Raw genomic sequence first — 25,178 nt, forward strand, 5'->3', positions numbered from 1 at the left:
CGGCCCGTGAACGTCGACGCGTTGAATTCGTGCTCCGCGTACAGGTTCAGCGACACGTGCATCGCGTCGACCCACGACTTCGACGGCTCCACGCCGTGCAGCAGATGCAGGAAGTGGCCGCCGATCGAATCGTCGTCGGTTTCGACTTCGATCCGCTTGCCGTTGTGCGAATAGTGATACCAGTACAGCAGCATCGAGCCGAGCGAGGCCATCAGCCGGTCGGCGATATCACGCGCGCCCGCGAGGTTGTGATCGTCCTTCTCCGGCAGCACCGTGCCCAGTGCCGAGACGCCCGTGCGCATCACGTCCATCGGGTGCGCGGCGGCGGGAATCCATTCGAGCACCGCTTTCACGTTCGCGGGCAGGCCGCGCAACGCCTTGAGCTTCGTCTTGTATGCAGCGAGTTCGGCGACGTTCGGCAGCTTGCCGTGCACGAGCAGATACGCAACCTCTTCGAATTCGCAGGCGCCCGCGATGTCGAGGATATCGTAGCCGCGGTAGTGCAGATCGTTGCCCGTCTTGCCGACCGTGCACAGCGCGGTGTTGCCCGCCGTCACGCCCGACAGCGCGACGGATTTCTTCGGCTTGAACGCGCCTGCGTTCGGCGTGTTGTTGTCTGCTTCGCTCATGTGTCTTCCTCCAGATGCCATTACTTGTTCGCGGCGAACAGCGCGTCGAGCTTGTCCTCGTACGCGTGATAGCCAAGGTACTTATAGAGATCGTCGCGCGTCTGCATCGTCGGCACGGCCGCTTTTTGCGTGCCGTCGCGCATCACCGTCTCGTAGAAATTGAGCGCCGCCGCGTTCATCGCGCGATACGCGCCGCAGCAGTACAGCGCGATATCGACGTTCGCTTCGCGCAGTTCCGTCGTCGTGAAGAACGGCGTCGAGCCGAACTCGGTCAGGTTCGCGAGAATCGGCACCTTCACGGCGGCCTTGAAGCGGCGATAGTCGTCGAGCGTCTTCATCGCTTCGGGGAAGATCATGTCCGCGCCCGCTTCGACATAGGCGACGGCGCGCTCGATCGCGGCGTCGAGGCCTTCGGCAGCGGCTGCGTCGGTGCGGGCCATGATGACGAACTGATCGTCGGTGCGCGCATCGACGGCGGCCTTCACGCGGTCGACCATCTCTTCCTTCGCGACGACTTCCTTGTTCGGCCGGTGGCCGCAGCGCTTCTGGCCGACCTGGTCTTCGAGGTGAACGGCCGCGACGCCCGCCTTGATGAACGAGCGGACCGTGCGCGCGATGTTGAAGGCGCCGCCCCAGCCCGTGTCGATATCGACGAGCAGCGGCAGGTTGGTGGCGTCGGTGATACGGCGGGCGTCCGTCAGCACGTCGTCCATCGTGCTGATGCCCAGATCGGGAATGCCGAGCGAGTTCGCGGCCACGCCGCCGCCCGACAGATACACGGCCTTGAAGCCGACGGCTTCGGCCATCTTCGCGGCATATGCGGTGATCGCGCCGACGACCTGCAGCGGTTGTCCTTCTGCGACGGCCTGGCGGAACGCGGCGCCGGCGCTAGCGGGTTGTTTGGCTGAATTCAATTTGAGGCTCCTTGATAGCGGGCCTGTATTCGCAAGCACCGTGCCATGCACGGCCGCCCCGCTAAGTCACTGATTTTGCGGCGCGCACGTCCGAACGGTCTTGCAGGTGCATTTCAGAAATGGAATCTCGCGTTTCTGTTGTGAAACATATAATGGACGAACGCCACGACCCGTACCGAGCACGTCCATGAGCACGCCTTCCGCCGCCTCCCATTCCCGTCCGCGCATCTGGGCGATGGGCATCAGCCGTCTGCGCGATCTGTTCGTCGATATCGCGAGCGAGTATGCGGGCCGCGCCGACGTGCGCATCGTCGCGCGCGGTTTCGGCGATGCGATGCAGGAGATCGACGCGGCAGGCGCCGAGCGTCCCGACGTGATCGTGGCGGGCGGCTCGAATGGCGCGTATCTGAAGGCGCGCGTCGACGTGCCCGTGGTTGTCATCACGCCGACGGGCTTCGACGTGATGCAGGCGCTCGCGCGCGCGAAACGCGACGGCGATTCGGTGGCGCTCGTCACGCATGGCGAAACGCCCGACGAGGTCAAGCGCTTCACGGCCGCGTACGGCGTCGATGTGATCTTCGCTTCGTACCGTTCGACGGAAGACGCGGAGCAATGCGTGCGCGAACTGCGCGAGCGCGGCGTCGATGCCGTCGTCGGGCCGGGCCATGTGACCGATCTCGCGGAGCGCGCGGGCATGGGCGCCGTGTTTCTCTATTCGCGCACGTCGGTGCGCGCGGCGTTCGACACGGCGCTCGAAGTCGCGCAGGCGACGCGCGCCGAAGGCGTGCGCCGTCAGCGTCTGGACAACCTGTTGCAGCACTTGCGCGACGGCGTCGTCGCGCTCGATGCGCAAGGGCGCGTCGAAGCGATCAACCAGCGGCTCGCGGGCGTGCTCGGCATCGATGCCGCCAGCGCCGCGGGCGTGCCGCTGCAACAGCTCGCGCCCGATCTGGCGAGCGCGCTGCCCGATACCGACGGCGATACGCTCGTGTCCGTGCGCGGCGCGAGCTATGTCGTGCATCGCGGGCCGCTCGCGGGCGCGGGCCCCGCAGCCGGCACGGTGCTGACGTTTCAGGAATCGCGCGCGGTCGAGCGGCTAGATCGCACGCTGCGTTCGCGTCAGCGCGCGCAGCAGTTCACCGCGCGTTACCGGCTCGACGATCTGGTCGGCGAATGCGCGTCGATCGAACGCGTGCGCACGCTGGTCCAGCGCTACGCGAAGTCCGACGCGACCGTGCTGATACTCGGCGAAAGCGGCACGGGGAAGGAAATGGTCGCGCAGAGCATGCATCACCTGAGCGCGCGGCGCGACTTCGCATTCGTCGCGATCAATTGCGGCGCGTTTCCCGAAGCGTTGCTGGAAAGCGAGCTGTTCGGTTACGACGAGGGCGCGTTCACGGGCGCGCGCAAGGGCGGCAAGGCGGGGCTCATCGAAGCGGCGCATCGCGGGACGCTCTTTCTCGACGAGATCGGCGAGATGCCGTTGCCGCTGCAAAGCCGGCTGCTGCGCGTGCTACAGGAGCGCGAGGTGGTGCGGCTCGGCTCGACGGAGCCGACGCGCGTCGACATACGCGTGGTGGCCGCGACGCATCGCGCGCTGACGGAAGGGATCGAGGCCGGGACGTTCCGCGCGGATCTCTACTATCGGCTGAACATCCTGAGCATTGCACTGCCGCCGCTGCGCGAGCGCGCGGCCGATGTGATGCCGCTTGCCGCCGAACTGCTGTTGCAGGCAGCAGCGCGCGAGCCGCGTCTGGCGGCGCGCGTGCGCAGCTTGCAGGCGGCGGCGCATATGCTTGCGCCCGTCAGCGAGCCTTTGTGCCGCTACGCATGGCCGGGCAACGTGCGCGAATTGCAGAACGTGATTGAACGGATCGCCGTCGAGCTGGCCGACGCGGAAGGCGACGCAGGCGCTGCGTTCTCACGCGAGATGCTGGAGGTGGTCGCGCCCGAACTCTTCGTGCAGTCGGGGCGGCAGAAGAAGGGCGCATTGACGCTGCGCGAACGCAGCCGCCATGTCGAGGCCGACGAAATACGCGCGATGCTGGCTGCGTGCGGCGGCGATCGCGATGCCGCGTGCAGGGCGCTCGGCATCAGCAAGACGACGTTGTGGCGCAAGCTCAATACGACGCAATGAGCGTTCGCGAACGGTTCACACGCCCACCAACGCGGTGATGAACAGACCGACTGCCACGACGGCCATGCCGATCGTGATCTTCTGAAGCCAGCTCTTTTTCGTGAGCAGCGTGATGGCGGCGAGCGCGATCGAGATCTGGATCAGCGTGGTCGCCTGCGCCCAGCGATGATGCTGATGTTGCAGCGACTCGCTGGCGTCATTGTCCTTTTTCACCTGCTTTTCGAGCGATTCCGCTTGCTGGCGAATCGGTTCTTTTTCGGTCTTGTAGCGCTGTACGTCGGTGATGAACTTCCCGTGCGCCGCCGATGCGGGATCGCTCAGCGCCGCGCCCAGTTCGGCGAGATTCTGTTTTTCTCCCTTGGCCTGATAGTAGGCCCACTGGTTCGCGGCTTCTGTCTTGAGTATCGCGGCCTCGTTCTTGTAGAAGAGTGCAAGGTTTTCGTTTGCGCCGCTCTGATATGAGGCGATTGCGCCAACGCTCGCGAGGATCGCCGTCATGACGGCAAGTCGCGAGGCGCCCGTGTCGCTTCCATGGGAGCCGGGGTGCTCGATCGCGTGATCGTGCGGGCCGTGCACTTCGTATTCGTCGGACATCGTGATCGTGGCTCAAGAGAAACGCAGAGTCGCAAGCATACCGCAGCGTATCACCCGCGAAAAAGCGCCTGGCCTTTTCTTTTCTCTCCGGTCGATGCCGTGTCGAGCGTGCGCCGCTTGCTGCTCAGCATTGCAGCTTGCGCTGCGCACGATACTCGGTCGGCGAAGTTTTCATATGCCGCCGGAAGCTGCGCGCGAGATGATCGCCGCTCGTCATGCCCGCGCGCTTCGCGACCTTGTCGACGGGCAGATCGGTCTCGATCAGCAGATTGCAGACCACCTGAAGCCGCGCGTTCATCAGATAGTCGGACGGCGTCATGCCGAGCTCGCTTCTGAAGTGACGCAGCAGGCTGCGCTCGCTCATCGCGGCCACCTGCGCCGCGTCTTCGATCGTGATCTGGCGGCGGCAGTTGTCCTGCAGCCAGTGCGCGGCCGCGCGCACTTTTTCAGCGGGCGTGCTGCCGACGACGTCCTCGAATATCGCATTCAGCGCGTCTTGCGAACAGATCGACAGATGCTCGGCGACGCGCCGCGCCATCGTGTCGCCCATGTCGCGACGGATCAGTTTCAGTGCGCCCGTGAGCGCTTCGTGAAGGCTCTGGGATTTCCGCTTGCAGTCGTTCGCGTGTCCCGCCGCGTTGCAGGACGGCTCGCGATGCGTCGCGCGCGGCCCATCGCGAATGGGGCTGTCGGGACCCGGCAGCGGCGCGCCCACCAGCCGCACATCGGCCGCTTTCGCACGGGCGCGGCTGATCCACGCGGTCAGCGGCTCCGAGCGGTCGTCGAGATCCGTGTCCGCGCCGACGATCGCGAAGATCGCGTCGAATTCATAGTCTCTGCGTGTGTCGAATGCTTCCGTGGAAACGAGCAGCGTCGCGGAACTGCCGACGTGTCCATCATGGGCCGCGAGAACGGCGACCCGATACGCCCACTGGATCGCATTGCGCGACGACAGCTCGCTCGCCAGCTCGAGTGTATTGGCGATGACGCTTGCGCTCAGCAGATCGAATCCCTCGAACAGTACGACGGCGACATGACGCGTGCGCAGCGGTTTGCCGTCCGGTCCCTCCGATTCACTGGCATCGAGTCTTTGACGCGGACGCGTGGACATGTTCTTCCCCAACCTCAATGAACTGGACCGGAACTCCGGATACCCTGACGTCGACGGGAAGCATTCCGGACGATGCGCGCGTCACCGAATGTATGGAAGGCTCCAGTTCTCCCGCTAGCCTCCAATGCTGCCTTGATAAATCGCAAAGCGAATGTGGGCCGGCGCACGCAGCGCGACAAGTATCGTCAAGGCGCTTTCACAGGCATCGGCCGATGCGTCTGATTCGGCACGAGGGGCACTGCATCCGGTTGCGGGAGTCAGCGTGAGCGCAAGAGCAAAACGATTGGCGGGCCGATATTGTTCCCGCGCCGATGTCCGATTGTCAGGTCGACTGGTTTCCGTTCCAGTTCGACATCGACGAGATGCCGCTGGACTCGAAAATGGCCTGCGCGACTTTCAGGTAGCTCTCGGCCGTGTCGCGCAGCGTATAGCCGTCCAGCGGGCGATATGCGCGAGGCGTGTGCAATGCGTGAATCAGCGCGCGCGCGTACGCGGAAGGATTCAACGTGTCGACGAGCGAGACGCCTGGAAATTCGCGGGCGAATTCGAATGCTGCAATGCGGCTTGCGACGACGGGGATACCCGATGCCAGCGCTTCGAGAAAGCCGATGCTGTGCGCCTCTCTGTGAGAAGGCATCGCAAACACATGCGACGCTTGCAGGATCGCGGCGACATTCGTCGCGGGGCCGCACAACGTGACACGCTCGTTCAGGCTCATGCGATCCACGAGATTCATCGCTGTCTCGTGATAAGCCTTGTCTTCGATGACGCCGCACAGCAGCAGGCGCGCTTCCGGTTCCTGTTGCAGCACGCCATCGAAGGCCCGAATCGTTTCGAGCTGTCCCTTGTCGTCGACATAGCGTCCCAGCTGCACGATCTGCTTTGCCGTGCTGTGATCTGCCAGGTTCAATGCGGAAGCCACGAAGTGAAAGCGCGACAGGTCGACGCCATTGGGGATCACGGTTACGAGCGGATGCGGTCCGAATTCGCGAACGTAGTCATGCGTATTCTGCGGGGACACGCCGACGACGGCTCTCGCGCGATGCGACAGAAAACGCTCCGCCCATTTCAGCTTGGGGTCCTCGAAATCGTTGGAGCCGGAGTGCATCACATAGACAACGGGCGCGGCATACGGAAGAAGACGCACGTAGAGCGCGGCGAGCGTCGCGTGAGCGATGATGATGTCCGGCCGGAACCGCTTGATGCAGCGCCACAGATGCATCAGACGCCCCATCCTGCCCAGATACGCATCGGGAAAATCGCACAGCACGTCCGCAGCCACCAGTTCTCTGCGGCTGTGATCGAAGTCCGCGAGTTGCGGCAGCATCGATGCGATGCAGACTTCGTGGCCACCCTCCCTATGCTGGATTGCAAGACCCTTCGCGAGGACCTCGGCACCAGACAGACGTGGCGCATGTACGACCTGTAGTATCCGCACTTGTCACCGTATGAATAAGTCTTGTGTACGAAGGGAACAGGGCCACGATGACGAATCGTCAATTGCTTTCTGTTCTCCGTGCAGCGTACGGTTCCGTTGATCGACCGTCAATTGGTGTGTTCAATGACGGTTCTAACATACTCAATGGCACCGACAATCATCAGCCAAGGACTAGTCATTACTCGACACCTAAGTACTTACCTGTAGAGTTGATTTTGCTGCAACCATCGATGCAGCTGATTGCACAGCCATGCAATTTTTTTGCCCGATTCAACCCTATTGAGCGAGCCGTTCGAGCCAGAGCGTTTCCGAGTACATCGCGGGAAGCTGGACCGTCGCTGTCGGTACAGTCTGCATACTGTTTCCGTTCATCGCGTATTGGGCCAGCGCCGCGCTTCCAGCGGTAAAGAGCGTGTTATCGAGTATCGCGTCGGTGCGCTGGTAAAAGACGAGCGTCGTGTGCTTGCCGCCGCCCGTCAGTGCGGGTGTCGCGTCCTGCCACCGGATGCCGTGTAACGAGGCCAGCAGAACGGGCGTCGAATCGGGATGAGCGGCGTCCAGCTTCCATACGTCGACGCCGCCGGGGTTCGCGAAACGAGGCACGGTCATGACGATCGATGCATCGGCATCGGCGTGCGGATCGCTGGCGGCGAATTTCGTCAAGTCGGGCTTGAACGTCGCGGGCAGCATCGCGGGCGCGCCGACCGACCAGTGCCCGCCTTCGACGCCGAGCGGGACGATGGCAATGCGCCCGTTGTCGTCGGCCGGTTGAATGGCGACAAACGATACATCCGCGTGATCGTTCCGCACTGCAAGCAGGCGAAGATTCGACTTGAGACGGCTGTCGTCGAGTACCTGGATTTGCTGAACGCGCCCCGCTGCGTCCGGGTCCACTGTCCATAGTTCGACGCCGGTGTCCTGCTTTTGAATTGCGATCAGTACTTTTGCCGGTTCCTTCTCTTTGGTCGAGTACGGCGTGATCTGCTGCACGCGTCCGGCAGGCATCCGGCTGTCGCTCTGGAACCAGAGAACGGGCGCGGTAAAGCGGCTGCCCGTGCTGTGCAGCAGCCAGAAGGCGGTGCCGCCGTTTCGCGGCGTGACGACCATCAGATCCGCGCGGCCGTCGCCGTCGAAATCGCCGAGCAGAAAGCGCGCGCTATCGAAGCACAAACTATCGGCGCGGCACGTTGTCGTCGTTGCACGGCTGTCGAACGGAATCGCATTCGCGTACCAGCGCACGGGTTTATCGGCTTTGTTCAACGCCTGAACGTCGACGTCGAAGCCCGGACCGTCCGCGCGACGTTGAACGTACACCGCCGACGACTCGCCGCGTCCCGACACGTCGCCGTACATCGCACCCGCGAGCCGCAGATCGGTCGCCCATGTCGGGCGCGTCGTCGACCATCGGTATCGCGTCGTCAGCGATGCGCAACCGCGGATATTGAGGCGTCCGCTTTCCTCACCGAGGCACCGGCGCGACGGCGTAAAGATCAGACCAAAGTCCCACGGCGTCCAGCGCTGCGATTCGTCCCACGCTTCGCAGGGCTCTTCTGTCAACGTGCCGTCGTGTTCGGCAACGCATTGCCGCGTCGATGCCGAAACGAGCGCCGCATTGTGCTGATTGCCCGCATACGTTGGCCTCGGTTCCCACGTCCACTGCTGGCTGACCGAGCCGTCGCACGGCGCGAGTTCCGGCTTGCGCTCGCTGCCCGTCGAAGTCAGGCATTCGCTGGAAGCGGTGTTGAACAGCACCGTCGGCAGCGCGACGAAATCGGGCGTGGCGTGACCGGTCGTATCGAAGCGTGCGTATCGGCGCAGGATCCAGTTGCCGTCCCATTGGTATTCGCCGAACACATGCGCGAAGTCCCCGCCGTCGATCGTGAAGTAGCTTGCCGAAACATCCCGCTTGCGTTGCGCTTCGTCGCCGGACAGCGTGGATGGCCACGTTCCCGTCGGATACGTGATGTGGTACGCGATGGGAATCGATCGTCCCAAGGTTTGCGCGACGTGCCGTGTGATGCGCGCGGAGTAGATGTGATCGGGGTGCTCGATGAACGGCACGGTGTCGGGGTTGAGCGTGTAAATGCGCGTGGCGTCTTGCAAAATTGTCTTGAGCACGGCGGAAAGCGAATCGCGCGTGTAGCGTGCCGGCGCGATTTCGCCGTGTCCCATCGGATAGCTCGTGATCGTCGCGCCCTGATCCCACAGCAATGCGAGCGGCACGCGGCCGCCGCGCACGGCGCCGCCCGGAAGACGCAGTTCGAGCAGCCGCACTTTTGGTTGCGCTTTCAATGTCAGCTGGAATACCGGCTTGCCCGCGATGCGCACAGTCGATTCGTCCCAGTCGTTCGGCACGCCGACCATGCGTGCGTAGGCGAGACGCGATCCCTGCTCGCGCTTTTGCACATACGCGAAGTTCGCACCGTTGGCCCCGCCGATCAGATGAACTGTCGTGACACACCATCCCGCGCGCAACTGCTCGCTGATGCCGGGCTCGACGAACAGCAGATCGTCGTCGAGATGCGCGACTACGGTAACGAGCGTGCCCGCGCTGCAATCGGCGGACGCGGCATGGCTCGCGCCGCAAAAGGCGAATGACACACAGAGAAGAAACAGGAAGCGAATGAAGCGGCGAGCGTTGAAGAGCGACAGGTTCATGTGATTTTCTTCGTGTTCTTCTCGCGAGTCGTCACTGGATGAAGGACGTAGTGTCTCTTCTCTTTTTCTAACGTGCTGGCAATTCCATAACGCTTACTGGGTGAAAGATTAATGGGCTTTTAAAACCAGCCTCTCATTGGCATTGAAATGAACCTCGCCAATTTCGCTTCTTTCACTGTCGTCTTAGGGACATTGAATAGCATTTAATCGCCAGGATTTCTGTCATATCGGCATCACACGGATGCATTGATCGCGTTGGCAGCGCTTTACGACCCGGCGCGCGGCGTGGCCTGAAACGTATCGACGATTTCGCGCATCAACGCTTTCCGGTCATCGGATGCGCGCTGCACCATGCCGACCGTTCGAAGGACCGGCGGGCTGCCGATCGAAATCACGCGTAGCAACGGGTCGTTTTGCCAGTTGCCGCGATTGAGCAGCGGCAGCACCGCCACCCCGACCTTCTCGCGCACGAGCGCGACGATCGTTTCGATCGAATTGAGTTCGAGATATTCGTTGACCGTCAAACTCGACTTCTGCAACGCCTGTTCGACGACCTGCCCCGTGCGCACGCGCCCGTCGAAGCGCAGAAACCCATGGCTGCGCAAGATGCGCTGCGGATCGTTGTCGATGATCTCGCGGCTCACGACCAGCATCATCGGCTCCGTGTAGAGCGTGGTCCACTTCAGCGTGTCGGGCAGCGTCTGGTCCGCGCGCGCGACGACGGCGGCGACATCCACTTCGCCTGCTTCGACCATGCCCGCCAGCTCGTCCGAGCGCGCCGACAGCAGGCGCACGTCGAGCCGCGGATGCGCCGCCTTCAGCCGCGCGACGGCCAGCGACAGCGCGCCGATCACCGACACCACCGCGCCGATCGTCACGGGCCCCTCCATCGCATCCGAAGGCTTCGCTTCAAGCTCGGCGAGAAGCTCCAGAATCTGCTCGACCTTGGGCCAGATCGTGTGGCCGTGCTGCGTGAGCGCGATCTGGCGGCCCCGGCGGTCGAACAGCTGGCGGCCCAGTGCCAGTTCGAGTCCGCGCATCTGCAGGCTAACGGCGGCCTGCGTCAGCGCGACCTTGTCGGCGGCGGCCGAGAACGATCCCGTGCGTGCCACGGCCTTGAAAGTCTTCAACATGCGAAGCGTCGGCATGGTGTGTCCCGAGTGCGTCTCATGATCGAGCCATGAGAAAAACTTAAGTGTCGAAAAGAAATATTAATATTTTTTGTACAACGCCGGCCAGATAATGGATTCGTAACGACATGAAAGGACGAGCGACACGATGCGGAGTGCCCAAGCATGACCGGTGCTGAACGCCGACCAGTACTGGATGTACGAGGCTTCTCGTTGAAATTTTCAAACGCGGCCGAGGTACCCAATGTCGTCGATAACGTTTCCTTCCCGGTTCACGCGGGCGAGACCTTGTGCATGGTCGGCGAATCGGGCTGCGGCAAGAGCGTGACGTCGCTGGCGCTGATGGGGCTGCTCGCGAGCCCGCCCGCGCGGCGCGTCGCGGGCACCGCGCATTTCGAGGGCGCCGATCTTTTCTCGCTGACGGAGCGCGAACTCGCCGACATTCGCGGCAACCGCATGTCGATGATTTTCCAGGAGCCGATGACGTCGCTGAATCCCGCGTACACGATCGGCGAGCAGATCGGCGAGAGCATCCGGCGGCATCGCGGCATCAAGCGTGCGCAAGCGCGTGACGAAGCGCTGGAGATGCTGCGCCTCGTCCACATTCCCGCACCCGAAACGCGGCTCGACGCCCTTCCGCACCAGCTGTCAGGCGGCATGCGCCAGCGCGTGATGATCGCGATGGCGCTCGCGAACCGCCCGCGTCTGTTGATCGCCGACGAACCGACCACGGCGCTCGACGTCACGATCCAGGCGCAGGTGCTGTCACTCGTGCGCAACCTCCAGGCGGAGACGGGCACGGCGATGCTCCTGATCACGCACGATCTGGGCGTGGTCGCCGAAGTGGCGGATCACGTTGCCGTGATGTACGCGGGCAGGATCGTCGAGTACGGCACCGTGACCGATCTGTTCGACGATCCGCAGCATCCGTACACGATCGGCCTGATGGGCGCGATTCCGTCCGTCGGCAAGCGCGCGGGCTCGCTCGCGACGATACGCGGCTCGGTGCCGTCGCCGGAGCAGATGCCGCGCGGCTGCCGCTTCGCGCCGCGCTGTCCGTTCGCGGAGCAGCGCTGCATCGACGCCGCGCCACCCGACAGAACGCTTTCGGGCGAGCATCGCGTCGCGTGCTGGCTCGCGCCTGTCGAGCAACTCGTGAAGCCCGCGCAGCAAAAGGAACTGACATGAGTGCCGACATGAAAGCGCCCATCATCGAAGCCAGCGCGCTCACGAAACGCTTCGGCGGCGAGCGGCACATGTTCGCGCGCACGCCGACGGTTCATGCCGTCAACGACGTGTCGTTCGCCGTGAACACGGGCGAGACGTTCGCGATCGTCGGCGAGTCGGGCTGCGGCAAGTCCACGCTCGGCCGGCTGCTGCTGCGCCTGATCGACGCGACGCAAGGGCGTGTGATCTATCAGGGCGAGGACATCACGCACTGGCAAGGCGCGAAGCTGCGGCGGCTGCGCCGCGAAATGCAGATCATCTTTCAGGACCCGTTCGCTTCGTTGAATCCGGGCATGACGGTGGGCCAGATCATCGGCGAGCCGGTCGGCGTGCATGGACTTGCGCGCAATGCCGCCGAGCGCCGCGAGCGCGTCGCGCAGCTGCTGACGAAAGTGGGCTTGCAGCCCGGTTACGCGGAGCGCTATCCGCATGAGTTTTCGGGCGGGCAGCGTCAGCGCATCGGCATCGCACGGGCGCTCGCGGGCGAGCCGAAGCTGATCGTCGGTGACGAGCCGGTGTCGGCGCTCGATGTGTCGGTGCAGGCGCAGGTGATCAATCTGCTCGAATCGCTGAAAGCGGAACTCGGCCTCACGCTGATCATGGTCGCGCACGATCTGGCCGTGATCCGCCATATGAGCGACCGCGTCGCCGTGATGTATCTCGGCGAGATCGTCGAGCTCGCGCAAGTCGACGAGCTGTTCGATGCGCCGCTGCATCCGTATACGCAAGCGCTGCTGCGCGCGATTCCCGCGAGCAGTCCGCACGAGCGCCGCACGAAGCCCGCGTTGCAAGGCGATCTGCCGAGTCCGACGGCGCCGCCGCCTGGCTGCCGCTTTCATACGCGCTGCCCGCATGCGAAGCCGCGCTGCTCGCAGGAACGGCCGCTCGCCGAAGCGCTGCCCGGCGGCCGGCAGGTCGCCTGCCACTTCTGGCGCGAAGTGCAGAACGCGGGCAGCGGCACGCCGCTCGCGGCGAGCGTCAGCGTGAAGCTGAACGAGCGCCTTTCGATTTACCGCGACAGACAGGCCGCGCTGACAGCGGGCGCGATCCGATAACTCACCTCTGATGGCAACCCGAACCGCAACAAGGACATAACGCATGCGAAGAATGTTGATTGCCGCCGCGCTCGCATTGAGCGCATCCGCCGCGATGGCCCAGACCACCATCCGCATCGGCTTGCAGGACGATATCGGTTCGCTCGACCCCGCGCGCAGCGTGCAGTTCGTCGACCGGATCGTGTTCGCGTCGATGTGCAATTCGCTCGTCGACGTCGGGCCGGATCTCAAGATCGTGCCGATGCTCGCCACTTCATGGACCACGAGCGCCGACGGCAAGTCGCTGACCTTCAAGCTGCGCCAGGGCGTGAAGTTCCAGGACGACGAGCCGCTCAACGCGGCCGCCGTGAAGGCCAATCTCGACCGCTATCGCAGCCTTCCGACCAGCAACCGCAAGAGCGAGCTTTCGTCGGTCGATCATGTCGACGTCGTCGACGACAGCACCGTGAAGATCGTGCTGAAGCAGCCGGACGCCGCGCTGCTCGCGACGCTCTCCGATCGCGCCGGCATGATGCTCGCACCGAAGACGCTCTCCGATGCGGCGGGCGTCGCGTCGCATCCCGTGTGTTCGGGTCCGTACAAGTTCGTGCAGCGCGTGCAGAACGATCGCGTCGTGCTTGAGAAGTTCGCGGGCTATTGGGACGCGGACAAGTATCCGATCCAGCGCGTCGTGTTCCAGCCGATTCCCGACAGCACCGTGCGTCTCGCAAACCTGCGCTCGGGCTCGCTCGACATGCTCGAACGCCTCGCGCCTTCCGATGTCGCGTCGGTGAAGAGCGATGCGAACCTGCAATTCAAGCCGGTGACGGGCCTGGGCTTCTACTACGTGACGTTCAACATCAACAACGGACCGCGCGGCAACAGCCCGTTGAAGGACAAGCGCGTGCGCCAGGCGTTCGAGCTATCGATCGATCGCGATGCGATCGATCAGGTGATCGGCGCGGGCATTTTCACGCCGGCCAACCAGGGCATTCCGAAATCGAGCCCGTACTACAACGCGTCGCTGCCGACGACGAAGCGTGACGTCGCGAAAGCGAAGGCCTTGCTGAAGGCGTCGGGCCACGAGCATCCGACGATCGAGTTCGCGTATCCGAACAACACGGTCGCGAGCCAGATCACGCAGATGCTGCAGGCGATGCTCGGTGAAGCGGGCATCACGCTGAAGCTGCGCCCGAGCGACTACGCGACCGAGCTGAACGCGGGACACAGCGGCGATTTCGAAGCGATGTACACGGGCTGGTCGGGCCGCGTCGATCCCGATGGCAACCTGCATCAGTTCAACACGTGCTCGGGCAACCTGAACTACGCGCACTACTGCAACCAGCAGGTCGATTCGCTGCTCGACGGCGCGCGCACGAAGCTCACCTCAGCCGAGCGCAAGGCGGACTACGACGCGGCCGGCAAGATCCTCGCCGACGACGATCCCATCGTCTACATCTACGCGCAGCCGTGGCCGTTCGTGTTGTCGAAGAAGGTGCAGGGCTTCACGCCTTCCGCCGATGGCCTCGTTCGCCTGCGCGGCGTTTCGATGAAGGGCTGAGCGCCATGCTGCGGATCATCGCCAATCGGATGCTCGTGGCCGTGCCGACGCTGATCCTGGTGTCGATGCTGATCTTCGGCCTGCAGAAGCTGCTGCCGGGCGACCCCGTCATGGCGATGGCGGGCGAGGACCAGGACCCGCAACTCATCGCGACGCTGCGGGTCAAGTATCACCTCGATCAGCCCGTGCCGACGCAATACGCGCTGTGGATGCGCGACGTCGCGCGCGGCGACCTGGGCGCGTCGCTGCGCACGGACGTGCCCGTGCGCTCGCTGATCGCGCAGAAGCTTCCCGTCACGATACAGCTCGCGATCATGGCGATGATCCTCGCTATCGGCATCGGCATACCGGCGGGCGTGATCTCGGCGGCGAGCCGCGGCGGGCCGCTCGACTACGCCGCGAACATCTTCGCGCTGTCCGGCATGTCGATACCGAACTTCTGGCTCGGCATCATGCTGATCTTCATCGTGTCGGTGCGCTGGCATCTGTTGCCGTCGTCGGGCTATGTGCCGCCGGGCGAGGACTTCTGGCTCAGCATCAAGACGATGCTGATGCCCGCGTTCGTGCTCGGCGCCGCGCTCGGCGCGCAACTGATGCGCCACACGCGCAGCGCAATGCTCGGCGTGCTGCGCACCGACTACATCCGCACCGCGCGCGCGAAAGGTTTGCTGCGCGGCGCCGTCGTCGTCAAGCACGCGTTCCGCAACGCGTTGATCCCGATCGTCACCGTGCTCGCGCTGCTGTTCGGCGAACTGCTTGCGGGCGCCGTGCTGACCGAGCAGGTCTTCACGATTCCGGGCTTCGGCAAGCTCGTCGTCGATGCCGTGTTCAACCGCGACTATCCCGTCGTGCAAGGCGTCGTGCTCGTGACGGCGCTCGCGTTCATCGTCGTCAATCTGTGCGCCGACGTGCTGTACATCCTGCTCAACCCCCGACTGAGGCGCAGTTGATGGCTACTCCTCTCGATGCCCAAGCCGTGTCGCCGGCTGCAACGCTGCCGCGCCGTAAGCGCCGTGGACTCGTGCGCTTCATGCGCAACCGCGCTGCGGTATTCGGCGCGCTGCTGGTGGCGCTCGTCGTCGTGATGGCCGTGTTCGCGCCGTGGCTCACGCAGTACGACCCGGTGCAGGCGAGCTTCATGACCGTGCGCCAGGCGCCGTCGGCGGCTCACTGGTTCGGCACCGACGAACTCGGCCGCGACGTGCTGAGCCGTCTGCTGTACGGTGCGCGCGCGTCGCTGCTCGCGGGTGTCGTGTCCGTCGGCATCGCCGTCGTGCTCGGCGTGCCGCTCGGATTGCTCGCCGGCTATTTCGGCAAGCTCGTCGACGGCGCGATCTCGCGCGTCGCCGATGCGCTGCTGTCGATTCCATTCCTGATTCTCGCGATCGCGCTGTCGGCTTTCCTCGGGCCGAGCCTGACGAACGCGATGGCCGCGATCGGCATTTCGGCGATGCCGCGCTTCATCCGCCTCACGCGCGGACAGGCGATCAGCGTGAAGGCCGAAGAGTATGTCGAAGGCGCGCGCGCGATCGGCCTCGATCATCCGCGCATCATCCTGCGGTACATTCTGCCCAACGTGCTGCCGCCCATCATCGTGCAGGCGAGCCTCACGGTGGCGAGCGCGATCATCGCCGAAGCGAGCCTGTCGTTCCTCGGGCTCGGACAATTGCCGCCCGCGCCCTCGTGGGGATCGATGCTCAACACCGCAAAGGACTTCGTGAGCCAGGCGCCGTGGATGTCGATCTTTCCCGGCATTGCGATCTTTCTGGCCGTGCTCGGCTTCAATCTGCTCGGCGACGGTTTGCGCGACGCGCTCGATCCGCGCGAATCCTGATTTCTTTCCGTGGCCGTGTCGCTTTCGATAGGGCCGTGGTCAACCTCTAGAGTGAAGGCATGACACATTTCAACTGGCAGAACCCTTATCCGACGACGCGCATGCCTGTGTTCGCGCGCAACATCGTCTCGACTTCGCAGCCGCTCGCCGCGCAGGCCGGACTGCGCATGCTGTGGAAAGGCGGCAATGCCGTCGATGCCGCAATCGCGGCGGCTGCGGCCATCACGGTCGTCGAGCCGGTGTCGAACGGCCTGGGCAGCGATGCGTTCGCGCTCGTATGGGACGGCAAGAAGCTGCATGGGCTGAATGCATCGGGTGTCGCGCCCGCCGCATGGAACGTCGACTACTTCAAGCGCAAATACGGCGAGAACAACGGCCTCGCCGAGCACCCCGTGCGCGGCTGGGACTCGGTGACGGTGCCGGGCGTGATCGCGGGCTGGGAAGCGTTGCACAAGAAATTCGGCTCGCTGCCGTTCGCAGACCTGATGGAGCCCGCTATCGAGATCGCCGAGCGCGGTCATGCGGTGGCGGGCATCGTCGCGCGCAAGTGGGCGGCCGCCGTGCCCGAGCTCAGGAACCAGCCAGGTTTCGCGGATACGTTCATGCCGCGCGGCCGCGCGCCCGAAATGAGCGAACTGGTGAAGATGCCGGGCCACGCGAAGACGCTGCGCGTGCTCGCCGAACAGGGGCCGCGCGCGTACTACGAAGGCGAGATCGCCGAGCGCATTGCGGCGTTCTCGCGCGAATGCGGCGGCGCGATGACGCTCGACGATCTGCGCAGCTACCGGCCCGACTGGGTCGAGCCGATCGGCAAGCAGTATCGCGGCTACACGGTGCACGAGATTCCACCGAACGGGCAGGGTATCGCCGCGCTGATCGCGCTCGGCATTCTCGAACAATTCGACATGGCTTCGATGAAAGTGGACGGCATCGAATCTCAGCACTTGCAGATCGAAGCAATGAAGCTCGCGTTCGCGGATGTGTATCGCTACGTCGCTGATCCGCGTTCGATGGAAGTGACGCCCGCGCAAATGCTCGACGACGCGTACCTGAAGTCGCGCGCAAAGCTGATCGACCCGAAGCGCGCGACGCATTTCGGCTTTGGCATGCCGAAGTCGGGCGGCACGATCTACCTGTCGGCAGCCGACGAGCGCGGCATGATGGTCAGCTTCATCCAGTCGAACTACATGGGCTTCGGCTCTGGCGTCGTGGTGCCGGACAGCGGCATCTCGCTGCAGAACCGCGGCTACGGATTCTCGATGGACCCGAAATCGCAGAATGTCGTCGAAGGCGGCAAGCGGCCTTTCCACACGATCATTCCCGCGTTCCTCACGCAGCAGGTGGACGGCCGGCAGGAAGCCGTGATGAGCTTCGGCGTGATGGGCGGCGACATGCAGCCGCAAGGTCATCTGCAAACGGTCGTGCGCATGCTCGACTACGGCCAGCAGCCGCAGGCCGCGTGCGATGCGCCGCGCTGGAAGGTCAACCGCGACTTCACGATCGACGTCGAATCGACGCTCAATCGCAACACGACGCGCGCGCTCGAAGGGCTCGGCCACACGATCAAGTCGATCGACGATCCTTATATGGATTTCGGCTCGGGCCAGTTCATCTGGAAGCTCGACGGCAACGAGCCCGAGCGCGGCTATGTGGCCGCGAGCGACAGCCGCCGCGACGGTCTCGCGGCGGGCTTCTGAGCGGAACGTATCGATGCGCCCGCGCGTTGGAACTGGCGGCGTTCAGCCGGTTTTCCAGCGCGCGTCCGCGACGGTCAGCTTGCCGGGAATCAGCTTGAGCGCGCTGAACGTATCGGCGATCTGCTGCTGATACGCGAGCGTCGCGTCCGTGATCGGCTGAACGCCATAGCCGGTGCGTTTGAGCGCGACTTCGAGCGTCGCCGTGTCGAGTCCGACGAGCGGCGACAGCAGCGCGGCCACTTCGGGAATATTGTCGTGCGCCCAGCCGTCGACGCCGTTCACTTCTTCGAGCAGCGTCCGCAGCACTTGCGGCTGCGCGGCCGCGAATGTGCGGGCCGCGACGTAGTACTGCGTATTGCGCACGAGCCCATCGCCGTTTGCGAGCGTGCGCGCATTGCCCTGGCGTTCGATCGCCGCGAGATACGGGTCCCAGATCACCCACGCATCCACGCTGCCTTGCACGAAGGCCGCGCGCGCATCGGCGGGCGTCAGATAGACGGGCTGGATGTCGGTGTACGCGAGTCCCGCTTTTTGCAGCGCCTTTACGAGCAGGAAGTGGACATTCGAGCCCTTGTTGAGCGCGACCTTCTTGCCGCGTAGCTGAGCGACCGAGCGGATGGGCGAATCGTGCGGCACGACGATCGCTTCGCCTTGCGGCGCCGACGGCTCGCTGCCGATGTATACGAAGTCGACGCCGCCCGCCTGCGCAAAAATAGGCGGCGTCTCGCCGACGGTGCCGACATCGACGGCGCCCGCATTCAGTCCTTCCAGCAATTGCGGTCCAGCGGGAAATTCGAGCCATTGGACGGTCATGCCCTGGCTTGCAAGCCGCTTTTCGAGCGTGCCGCGCGCCTTCAGCACCACGAAGTTGCCGTACTTCTGATAACCGATTCGCAGCCGGTTGCTCGCGCCTTGCGCATGCGCAGTGCCGCTCGCGAACGGTCCGAAGGGTCCGAGCATGCCGCCGAGCGCGGCGCCTGTCAGGCCCGCGGCGGCGCGCTGCAAGAGCCGCCGCCGGCGCAAATCGGCGGGATGGGTATCGATGGATGTGTCGTCGTGTTTGCTCATCGGTCGCTGATGTCTGTTATGTCTGTTGTGTCTGTGAGGGATGCCGCTTGCCCGACTGCGCGGCGCGGTCAGCAGGAGTTGTTCACGGCACAATCGCGCGTGCCGGGACTCACGACGTTAAGTCGACGCACGCGCGAATCCAACCAATGTTTGCGCATATCGAAAGCAGCGAATCGACGATAGCGCTCGCGTGACGATGGCCGTGCACATCGCATGCGACGCGCCATTTGCATATATCGAATCGTCGTTTGGAAGACGCGTAGCGCGTCGCTAGCATGCAGGGACTTTTGACTCCCTTCGACAGCCACCATGTCTACCGTCGCCATTCCGTCCGCTTCCGTCGATGCCCCGGCCGGGCACGCCGAGGCCGCCGTTCCCGTCCTCATCCGCAGCGCGCAGGACGTCTCGCGCATCGTCAACGCGGGCGCCGCGAAGGGCAGCAACGCGCGCATCGTGATCGCGATTGCGCTCGGCGGCGTCTTTCTCGACGCCTATGATCTGACCTCGCTCGCCTACGGCATCAAGGACATCGCGAAGCAGTTCGCGCTGACGCCCGTGCAAGTGGGCTTCGTTTCTTCGGCGATCACGTTCGGCGCGATTCTCGGCGCGCTGTTCGGCGGCTATCTGACAGATCGGATCGGCCGCTATCGCGTGTTCATGGCCGACATGCTGTTCTTCGTCGTCGCGGCAATCGCGGCGGGTCTCGCGCCCAACGCATGGGTGCTCGGCGCAGCGCGCTTTCTGATGGGGTTCGGCGTCGGCCTCGACCTGCCCGTCGCAATGGCCTTTCTTGCCGAGTTCTCGCGCGTGGCGGGCAAAGGCAACAAGGCTGCGAGCGTCGCGTCATGGTGCCCCGCGTGGTACGCGGCAACGAGCACCTGCTATCTGCTGATTCTCGGCTTGTACGCGATCCTCCCCGAACAGCACCTGGGTTGGCTGTGGCGGCTGACGCTGGCGTTCGGCGCCGTGCCCGCGCTCGCGATCATTCTGGTGCGCAGCCGCTATATCAGCGAATCGCCCGTGTGGGCCGCGAATCAGGGCGATCTCGAAGGGGCGGCGCGCATTCTGAAGCGCACGTATGGCGTCGATGCGATCGTCGAGCGCGCCGCAGTAACCGCAACGTCCGCGAGCGAACCGCGCCGCGCTTCATGGCGCAACTACGGCGTGCTCTTCAACAGCACGTATCGCAGGCGCACGATTCTCGCGGCCGTGATCGGCAGCGCGTCGTCGTTCGGCTATAACGCGATCATCTTCGGCTTGCCCGTTATCATCACGAGCTTTTTCGCGCAAGGACCGCTGACGACGATCGTCGCATCGCTCACGCTGAATCTGCTGTTCGCATTCGTGGGCGGATTGATCGGCGTGCGGACCGCGCCGACGGTAGGCGCATGGAAGATGACCGTGCTCGGTCACGCGCTGCAATTCGTCTCGCTGATCGGACTCGCGCTGATCGGGCGGCCGAGCGGCGGCGCGCTGGTCGCGGCGGCGATCCTGCTGCTGGGTGGTTATCTGTTCGGGCAAGGCTTCGGCCCCGGCTCGCATTCGATGACCTATGCGTCGCTCAGCTACCCGACATCGTTACGCGGTATCGGTGTCGGTTTCAATCAGACACTCGTGCGCACGGCATCGACGATCTCGCTGTTTCTCTTCCCGGTGCTGGCGGGCGCACTCGGCACGAAAGTGTTCTGGGTCATCGCGATCGCGCCGCTCACGTCGCTGCTGGTGCTGCTCGCGATTCGCTGGGAGCCGTCGGGTTATGACATCGACGGCGAGGACTATCGGCCTGTCGAGCCCGCTCCGGCGCGTGCCGGCGCTTGCAGTTGCCGTTAGTCGCGACATCACGACATCACGACACGGGCGGTATGCGATCGAAGTAGTGCATCTTGCGCGCGTTGCAAAGCATTGCACAAATGCTTGTTTGCACATGGACGCGCCACTGACTAGATTCAATGACGAGGCCACAAGCAGGAGGGCACATCATGTCGATGAACCTCGCAGCGTTTTACCGTCATGCCGTATTCGAGCCGTTCGAAGCCGTGCGGCATCGGCTGCATGCGAAGCCGCGACGCGTCGCGGTCCGCCAGAAAGAGACGCACCACAAAGACACACACGACAAAGACACGCAGGACAGGCCCACGCCATGCGACGACGCCGAGCGCCTCGAACGTATCGCCGCTTATGCACGTGCTGGCTACTTCAACATGGGATACACGCTCGACATGTTTTACGTGATCGGCGAAATAGAACCCGAGTGACGCCCTCGCTTCGATCCGCATGCCGAATCGGGACGGGTTCGTTCCCGACCCGCGTCCCGGACGACTGTGACGCTAGCTGCGTGAAGAAGCAAAGAACCGGTTTTCCGGACGTGGCAAGCCGAGGTGATCGCGCAAGGTCGTGCCTTCATACGCACGTCGGAAAATCCCGCGCCGTTGCAGTTCGGGCACGACCTTGTCGGCGAAATCGTCGAGCCCGCCTGGCAGATACGGGAACATCACGTTGAAGCCGTCCGAGCCGCGCTCGGTCAACCATTGCTCCATCTGATCGGCGATCGTCGTGGGCGTGCCGATTATTTCCAGACCCGAGTAGCCGCCGATGCGCTGCGCGAGTTGTCGAATGGTCAGCTGTTCGGTACGCGCCCAGTCGACGACGCGTTGCCGCGCGCTCTTGCTCGCGTTGCTCTCGGGAATGTCGGGCAGCGGGCCGTCGGGATCATACGTCGACACGTCATGTCCGAGCGCAATCGAAAGCGAAGCGATGCCGCTGTCGTAATGCACGAACGTATCGAGCAGCGCGCGCTTTTCGCGCGCCTCGTCGACGGTATCGCCAACGACGACGAACGCGCCCGGCAAAATCTTCAGATGCTCCGGGTTGCGTCCCGCGCGCTCGGCTCGCGCCTTGACGTCGGCGTAAAAGCGCTTGCCCTCGGCGAGCGACGGCGGCGCGGCGAACACGGCGTCGGCGGTCTCGGCGGCGATCTGGCGGCCCGGCTCAGACGAGCCGGCTTGCACGACGACGGGCCAGCCCTGTATCGGCCGCGCGATATTCAACGGGCCGCGCACCGACAGATGCTCGCCCTCGAAGCCGAGCACGTGCATCCGTTCAGGATCGACGAAGGTTCCGCTTTCGACGTCGCGCACGAACGCGTCGTCGGCCCAGCTATCCCACAGGCCGGTGACGACATCGAAGAACTCACGCGCGCGCTCGTAACGCACGGCATGCGCAACGTGCTCGTCGAGCCCGAAGTTGAGGGCCGCATCCGGGTTGGAAGTGGTCACGAGATTCCAGCCCGCGCGCCCGCCGCTCAGGTGATCGAGTGAAGCGAACCGGCGCGCGACGTGCCACGGCTCCTCGAATGTCGTCGAAGCGGTGGCGATCAGGCCGATGCGCTCCGTCACCGACGACAGCGCGGACAACAGTGTCAACGGCTCGAACGACGTGACGGTGTGGCTGCGCTTGAGCGCGCCCACGGGCATGTTCAGCACGGCCAGATGATCGGCCATGAAGAACGCGTCGAAACATGCGCGTTCGAGCGTTTGCGCGAAACGCTTCAAGTAGTTGATGTTGAAGTTGGCGTCGGGGAACGCGCCGGGATACCGCCACGCGCCCGTATGGAGGCTCACGGGACGCATGAAGGCACCGAGATGAAGCTGGCGGGATGGGGTCATGATCGATGGCCTCGTCGAAGCGGGGATCAATGTGCGAACAACGCTGCTGGATACGATACGAACGAACGATACGACAACCGCGTGATTCCGGCTCGTACTCTGCCAGTGTTTCGTCCATCGCTTTATGACTCACGCAGATAAGGGTATCGGCTTTGATTCGTTGACCCTCGCGCAAGTCCAAGGGGGCATCTGTCAACTTAAGGACGCCCGTAGCGTTGGAGGACGACGTTCTCGATGTCCGTACGAAATAGGACCTCACGTCATCGGGGGGCGGTCTGGCAGACCCGGATGTACACGAATCCTGGCCCGTGTGATTCTGTGCTAACGCGTCACCACAAAAGTGTTTGATGCCGGTAAAGGCAAACACAGATTCTTGATATGTCACTTGCTGAAAGTTTGAATGCTTCCGGCGTCGACCGAACTCTCATGCGAGGCATAACTAGCAAGCATCTCTGTGAGATTGGACATCGTCGACCTCGGATAGCCGCCAGCGCCGAATTCCTGCGAAGTGCGCTCAATACCACGTTGTCGCCACACACACGAATGCGGTGCGTTTTTGAAAGCATTTACCTGTCCTCTTGCGAGCTCGCCGAGATGCAGAAGCTGTCGTTAGAGCTGGTCGAACATCCGAGCATGGACATTGTGAACGCTGCTGCGACGGTATTGGAGTTGACCGGCTCGGACAACGTGAAACTGCGAACCCTGACTGAGTGGGCAGCCAGCAATTCGCCTTTCGTGCCGCGGTTAACGCTGGAAGACGCGTGTGCGCTCGCACGGGATGTCGCTGTGCGCACAATTTGCTTTTTCACCTAACGTCGGTTTGTTCATGAGAAGAGGGAGAAGCGATTGCGCTTTCAAGTCGCGTCCGACCTGCACCTAGAAATGCTGTCGCGTCGCTTTCCCGGATATCGAATCATCGAACCCGCGGCGGATGCCGACGCGCTTATTCTTGCAGGCGATATTCATTCGCACACACGCGCACTGGACGCGTTCTCGTGCTGGCCTGTCCCGGTAGTGTGTGTGCACGGAAACCACGAACCGATGTCCGCGCACTACTGGGGCATCGTTCGTGAGCTTGCGCGAAAAGCACAGGGAGGGATGGTGCGATATCTGGAGCAGTCGGTATTCGAGATGGACGACGTTCGCGTTCTCGGTTGCTGCCTCTGGGCGGACTACGACCTGGGCGGGCGACGCGCTACTTCCATGAGCGAAGCGGCGCGAGCAATGCCTGACCATCAGTTCATCCGTGTTGGGGGCGGCCAGCGGTTCTTGCCGTCGCACGCACTCGCGGAGCACCAGAAGGCTCGTCGCTGGCTGGAGGCCGAGCTTGCACGTCCATGGTCAGGAAAGACAATTGTCGTCACCCATCACGCACCGCATCCACGGTCATTGGGCTCACGGTTTGCGGACGATATATTGAATGGTGCGTTTGCGACGGACCTGTCACCGCTGCTCAAGTCCGTTGACCTGTGGGTGCACGGGCATACTCACGTTTCAGTTGATTTCAACGTCGGGCGTTGTCGTGTTGTTTGCAACGCGGCGGGCTACGCTCGAAACGTCCGCGTCGCGGTGAATGTAAACGAACTTCTCTTTGAAAATGAATCGTTTGTCCCCTCGTTGGTAATTGAAGTTTAGCATCCGTTGTCACGAGATTGAAGGACGCGAGTGAAAGAACTCATTGTGAACAAAGGTGGCGCATGAAAGTCGCTGAATTGCTGTCACGTCTTGCAGACGCAGACCCCGACGCAATTGTGCTGCTTTTGCCGAGCTATGCCGACCTTACCGAGACAGAAGAACTCGACGACGTAGTCTTGATTGGAGAACCGTGGACCTGCGAGCGACATCGTCAGGACGATGGCAGCACTACAGACGTCCATCATCCTGCGGGTCACGGATATACGATAGGCTGGAACGTTGAGACTGATGAAAGCTGGACCGAACACGTCGTCATCCTGTCGCCGCAGTCCGGAGACATTGAGGCACGGCTTCAATTGGAGTCGGAGTTGAGGTCCGACGCAGCATCGTTCGAGGACAATATTCGCGAGCAAGCTCTTCAGGCACGGCGTCAGATGGTAGCTGACGGTCGGCTTCTAACTGCAGACGAATTTCGTGCGCGACTCGGTATTAGAAAAAAGCGCTTTGGTCGCATGCTGGAGGACGGCGAAGTCTTCGCGCTGGATGTTGACGGCACAGACTATTTCCCAGCTTTGCTGGCGGACAAACGACTGAACCGCAAACGACTGCGCGCAATTTGCTACATCATTGCACCCGCGCCCCCGTGGAGTCGTTTGGATTTTCTTTGGTCACGCAACGGCAGTCTAGGTAACAAAAGCCCGCTCGATATGCTTGGCGGTGACGCGGACTACCTGCTACTGCGAAAGCTCGCCGAGGCGTGGGCTGCCGAATATTCGCGTACTGCCGTCAAGCTTTAGAAGGTGAACATGAGGTCGAGCCGGATGGAGTTGACCCACTCTACACGGC

The 25,178-nt window shown here is 63.4% G+C and carries 21 protein-coding genes; 12 read left to right on the forward strand and 9 right to left on the reverse strand.

Features of this window, described 5'->3' with window-relative positions:
* Together BMW76_RS31975 and prpB are read right to left on the reverse strand one after the other, a co-directional pair.
* A partial coding sequence (locus BMW76_RS31975; RefSeq protein WP_281248569.1) for a citrate/2-methylcitrate synthase occupies positions 1-629 on the reverse strand: 629 nt, incomplete at its 3' end.
* Between the two features lie 20 nt (positions 630-649).
* On the reverse strand, positions 650-1,543 hold the full coding sequence (gene prpB / locus BMW76_RS31980; protein WP_090872532.1) for a methylisocitrate lyase: 894 nt from the start codon (positions 1,541-1,543) through the stop codon (positions 650-652).
* A 187-nt stretch (positions 1,544-1,730) separates the two neighbouring features.
* On the opposite strand from prpB, the gene prpR reads away from it, so the two are divergent.
* Positions 1,731-3,680 carry a propionate catabolism operon regulatory protein PrpR gene (gene prpR, locus BMW76_RS31985; RefSeq protein WP_090872534.1) on the forward strand — a complete coding sequence of 650 codons (1,950 nt, stop codon included), beginning with the start codon at positions 1,731-1,733 and terminating at the stop codon, positions 3,678-3,680.
* A gap of 15 nt (positions 3,681-3,695) precedes the next feature.
* Here prpR and BMW76_RS31990 read toward each other — a convergent pair whose 3' ends face one another.
* The 5 genes from BMW76_RS31990 to BMW76_RS32010 form a co-directional block, all read right to left on the reverse strand.
* Entirely contained in the window at positions 3,696-4,274 is a 579-nt protein-coding gene (locus BMW76_RS31990; protein WP_090872536.1) for a DUF4337 domain-containing protein, read from the reverse strand.
* A 124-nt stretch (positions 4,275-4,398) separates the two neighbouring features.
* Positions 4,399-5,385, reverse strand: a complete 987-nt coding sequence (locus tag BMW76_RS31995; RefSeq protein WP_090872538.1) for a helix-turn-helix domain-containing protein — start codon at positions 5,383-5,385, stop codon at positions 4,399-4,401.
* Between the two features lie 322 nt (positions 5,386-5,707).
* Positions 5,708-6,823, reverse strand: a complete 1,116-nt coding sequence (locus BMW76_RS32000) for a glycosyltransferase family 4 protein (protein ID WP_090872540.1) — start codon at positions 6,821-6,823, stop codon at positions 5,708-5,710.
* Between the two features lie 276 nt (positions 6,824-7,099).
* Positions 7,100-9,481 carry an RICIN domain-containing protein gene (locus BMW76_RS32005; RefSeq protein ID WP_090872542.1) on the reverse strand — a complete coding sequence of 794 codons (2,382 nt, stop codon included), beginning with the start codon at positions 9,479-9,481 and terminating at the stop codon, positions 7,100-7,102.
* Positions 9,482-9,747: 266 nt separating this feature from the next.
* Positions 9,748-10,629 (reverse strand): LysR family transcriptional regulator, encoded by an 882-nt coding sequence (locus BMW76_RS32010; protein WP_090872543.1) that lies wholly within the window; start codon positions 10,627-10,629, stop codon positions 9,748-9,750.
* Between the two features lie 147 nt (positions 10,630-10,776).
* On the opposite strand from BMW76_RS32010, the gene BMW76_RS32015 reads away from it, so the two are divergent.
* The 6 genes from BMW76_RS32015 to BMW76_RS32040 are packed head-to-tail and all read left to right on the forward strand — an operon-like array spanning position 10,777 to position 17,964.
* Positions 10,777-11,799: an ABC transporter ATP-binding protein gene (locus BMW76_RS32015; protein ID WP_090872545.1), complete on the forward strand. Its 1,023-nt coding sequence runs from the start codon at positions 10,777-10,779 to the stop codon at positions 11,797-11,799.
* The gene (locus BMW76_RS32020; RefSeq protein WP_090872547.1) at positions 11,796-12,893 is read left to right on the forward strand and encodes an ABC transporter ATP-binding protein; all 1,098 of its coding nucleotides are present in this window, start codon (positions 11,796-11,798) and stop codon (positions 12,891-12,893) included. Before BMW76_RS32015 ends, BMW76_RS32020 begins: the two co-directional genes overlap by 4 nt.
* 43 nt (positions 12,894-12,936) lie before the next feature.
* Entirely contained in the window at positions 12,937-14,433 is a 1,497-nt protein-coding gene (locus BMW76_RS32025) for an ABC transporter substrate-binding protein (protein WP_090872549.1), read from the forward strand.
* Positions 14,434-14,438: 5 nt separating this feature from the next.
* A complete protein-coding gene (locus BMW76_RS32030; protein ID WP_090872551.1) occupies positions 14,439-15,383 on the forward strand; it encodes an ABC transporter permease in 945 nt (314 codons plus the stop codon).
* The gene (locus BMW76_RS32035; protein WP_090872553.1) at positions 15,383-16,267 is read left to right on the forward strand and encodes an ABC transporter permease; all 885 of its coding nucleotides are present in this window, start codon (positions 15,383-15,385) and stop codon (positions 16,265-16,267) included. The genes BMW76_RS32030 and BMW76_RS32035 overlap by 1 nt, the downstream gene beginning before the upstream one ends.
* A 59-nt stretch (positions 16,268-16,326) precedes the next feature.
* Positions 16,327-17,964: a gamma-glutamyltransferase family protein gene (locus BMW76_RS32040; RefSeq protein ID WP_090872555.1), complete on the forward strand. Its 1,638-nt coding sequence runs from the start codon at positions 16,327-16,329 to the stop codon at positions 17,962-17,964.
* 42 nt (positions 17,965-18,006) lie between these two features.
* Here BMW76_RS32040 and BMW76_RS32045 read toward each other — a convergent pair whose 3' ends face one another.
* Positions 18,007-19,032, reverse strand: a complete 1,026-nt coding sequence (locus BMW76_RS32045) for a sulfonate ABC transporter substrate-binding protein (protein ID WP_090872557.1) — start codon at positions 19,030-19,032, stop codon at positions 18,007-18,009.
* Positions 19,033-19,341: 309 nt separating this feature from the next.
* Here BMW76_RS32045 and BMW76_RS32050 point away from each other — a divergent pair, with 309 nt between their 5' ends.
* Both BMW76_RS32050 and BMW76_RS32055 read left to right on the forward strand, forming a co-directional pair.
* On the forward strand, positions 19,342-20,862 hold the full coding sequence (locus BMW76_RS32050; RefSeq protein WP_090872559.1) for an MFS transporter: 1,521 nt from the start codon (positions 19,342-19,344) through the stop codon (positions 20,860-20,862).
* 149 nt (positions 20,863-21,011) lie between these two features.
* Complete coding sequence (locus tag BMW76_RS32055; protein WP_090872561.1) at positions 21,012-21,287, forward strand: hypothetical protein; 276 nt, start codon at positions 21,012-21,014, stop codon at positions 21,285-21,287.
* 72 nt (positions 21,288-21,359) lie between these two features.
* Here BMW76_RS32055 and BMW76_RS32060 read toward each other — a convergent pair whose 3' ends face one another.
* Entirely contained in the window at positions 21,360-22,697 is a 1,338-nt protein-coding gene (locus tag BMW76_RS32060; RefSeq protein WP_090872563.1) for an LLM class flavin-dependent oxidoreductase, read from the reverse strand.
* Positions 22,698-23,291: 594 nt separating this feature from the next.
* Here BMW76_RS32060 and BMW76_RS32065 point away from each other — a divergent pair.
* The 3 genes from BMW76_RS32065 to BMW76_RS32075 all read left to right on the forward strand — a co-directional run bounded on the left by BMW76_RS32065 (position 23,292) and on the right by BMW76_RS32075 (position 25,129).
* Positions 23,292-23,510, forward strand: a complete 219-nt coding sequence (locus BMW76_RS32065) for a hypothetical protein (protein WP_090872565.1) — start codon at positions 23,292-23,294, stop codon at positions 23,508-23,510.
* 33 nt (positions 23,511-23,543) lie between these two features.
* On the forward strand, positions 23,544-24,332 hold the full coding sequence (locus BMW76_RS32070) for a metallophosphoesterase (protein ID WP_090872567.1): 789 nt from the start codon (positions 23,544-23,546) through the stop codon (positions 24,330-24,332).
* Positions 24,333-24,394: 62 nt separating this feature from the next.
* Positions 24,395-25,129 (forward strand): hypothetical protein, encoded by a 735-nt coding sequence (locus BMW76_RS32075; protein ID WP_245763460.1) that lies wholly within the window; start codon positions 24,395-24,397, stop codon positions 25,127-25,129.
* Positions 25,130-25,178 lie beyond the last annotated feature (49 nt).

This window comes from Paraburkholderia diazotrophica (assembly GCF_900108945.1).
In the GTDB taxonomy this organism is placed as follows: Bacteria; Pseudomonadota; Gammaproteobacteria; order Burkholderiales; family Burkholderiaceae; genus Paraburkholderia; species Paraburkholderia diazotrophica.

What these genes read in the sequence shown, in the direction of transcription:
- prpR (WP_090872534.1), top strand. Translation starts at nt 1,731, where the DNA reads ATGAGCACGCCTTCCGCCGCCTCCCATTCCCGTCCGCGCATCTGGGCG.
- BMW76_RS31990 (WP_090872536.1), bottom strand. Translation starts at nt 4,274, where the DNA reads ATGTCCGACGAATACGAAGTGCACGGCCCGCACGATCACGCGATCGAG.
- BMW76_RS31995 (WP_090872538.1), bottom strand. Translation starts at nt 5,385, where the DNA reads ATGTCCACGCGTCCGCGTCAAAGACTCGATGCCAGTGAATCGGAGGGA.
- BMW76_RS32005 (WP_090872542.1), bottom strand. Translation starts at nt 9,481, where the DNA reads ATGAACCTGTCGCTCTTCAACGCTCGCCGCTTCATTCGCTTCCTGTTT.
- BMW76_RS32010 (WP_090872543.1), bottom strand. Translation starts at nt 10,629, where the DNA reads ATGCCGACGCTTCGCATGTTGAAGACTTTCAAGGCCGTGGCACGCACG.
- BMW76_RS32015 (WP_090872545.1), top strand. Translation starts at nt 10,777, where the DNA reads ATGACCGGTGCTGAACGCCGACCAGTACTGGATGTACGAGGCTTCTCG.
- BMW76_RS32020 (WP_090872547.1), top strand. Translation starts at nt 11,796, where the DNA reads ATGAGTGCCGACATGAAAGCGCCCATCATCGAAGCCAGCGCGCTCACG.
- BMW76_RS32025 (WP_090872549.1), top strand. Translation starts at nt 12,937, where the DNA reads ATGCGAAGAATGTTGATTGCCGCCGCGCTCGCATTGAGCGCATCCGCC.
- BMW76_RS32030 (WP_090872551.1), top strand. Translation starts at nt 14,439, where the DNA reads ATGCTGCGGATCATCGCCAATCGGATGCTCGTGGCCGTGCCGACGCTG.
- BMW76_RS32035 (WP_090872553.1), top strand. Translation starts at nt 15,383, where the DNA reads ATGGCTACTCCTCTCGATGCCCAAGCCGTGTCGCCGGCTGCAACGCTG.
- BMW76_RS32040 (WP_090872555.1), top strand. Translation starts at nt 16,327, where the DNA reads ATGACACATTTCAACTGGCAGAACCCTTATCCGACGACGCGCATGCCT.
- BMW76_RS32045 (WP_090872557.1), bottom strand. Translation starts at nt 19,032, where the DNA reads ATGAGCAAACACGACGACACATCCATCGATACCCATCCCGCCGATTTG.
- BMW76_RS32050 (WP_090872559.1), top strand. Translation starts at nt 19,342, where the DNA reads ATGTCTACCGTCGCCATTCCGTCCGCTTCCGTCGATGCCCCGGCCGGG.
- BMW76_RS32055 (WP_090872561.1), top strand. Translation starts at nt 21,012, where the DNA reads ATGTCGATGAACCTCGCAGCGTTTTACCGTCATGCCGTATTCGAGCCG.
- BMW76_RS32060 (WP_090872563.1), bottom strand. Translation starts at nt 22,697, where the DNA reads ATGACCCCATCCCGCCAGCTTCATCTCGGTGCCTTCATGCGTCCCGTG.
- BMW76_RS32065 (WP_090872565.1), top strand. Translation starts at nt 23,292, where the DNA reads ATGCAGAAGCTGTCGTTAGAGCTGGTCGAACATCCGAGCATGGACATT.
- BMW76_RS32075 (WP_245763460.1), top strand. Translation starts at nt 24,395, where the DNA reads ATGAAAGTCGCTGAATTGCTGTCACGTCTTGCAGACGCAGACCCCGAC.